We start from the raw sequence: 338 nt of genomic DNA, 5'->3' as shown, positions 1-338 counted from the left end.
GTTCCCACAGAGTTTGCTACAGTTCCCGCAGTTACGGTTCCGGTGCTTGCCCCATAGCATGAAGCATCCGTTTTAGATGAAGCTCCCAAAGCCAAAGCTGCAGAAGGCTGTCCAACAGTTACAGAATTTGTTTGGGATGAGCATGAATCCGTCACAGTTAAAGTATATGTTCCGGAAGGCAGATTAGAAACGGAAGCTGCTGTTCCGACTTCTGCGTTTGCGCTGTTTTTCCAAGAATAGGCCACAGTTCCCACAGAGTTTGTTACAGTCCCCGCAGTCACGGTTCCGGTGCTTGCTCCGTAGCATGAAGCGTCTATTTTAGATGAAGCCCCCAAAGC

1 protein-coding gene is annotated in these 338 nt (G+C 49.4%); it reads right to left on the bottom strand.

What is annotated here, in order from left to right; all coding sequences use genetic code 11:
• Positions 1 to 338 (bottom strand): hypothetical protein (locus tag DM444_RS00115; protein ID WP_162614876.1); only part of this gene is annotated, 338 nt, incomplete at both ends.

The organism is Flavobacterium ginsenosidimutans (assembly GCF_003254625.1).
Lineage (GTDB): Bacteria > Bacteroidota > Bacteroidia > Flavobacteriales > Flavobacteriaceae > Flavobacterium > Flavobacterium ginsenosidimutans.
This window is presented reverse-complemented; position numbering and strand designations above follow the sequence as displayed.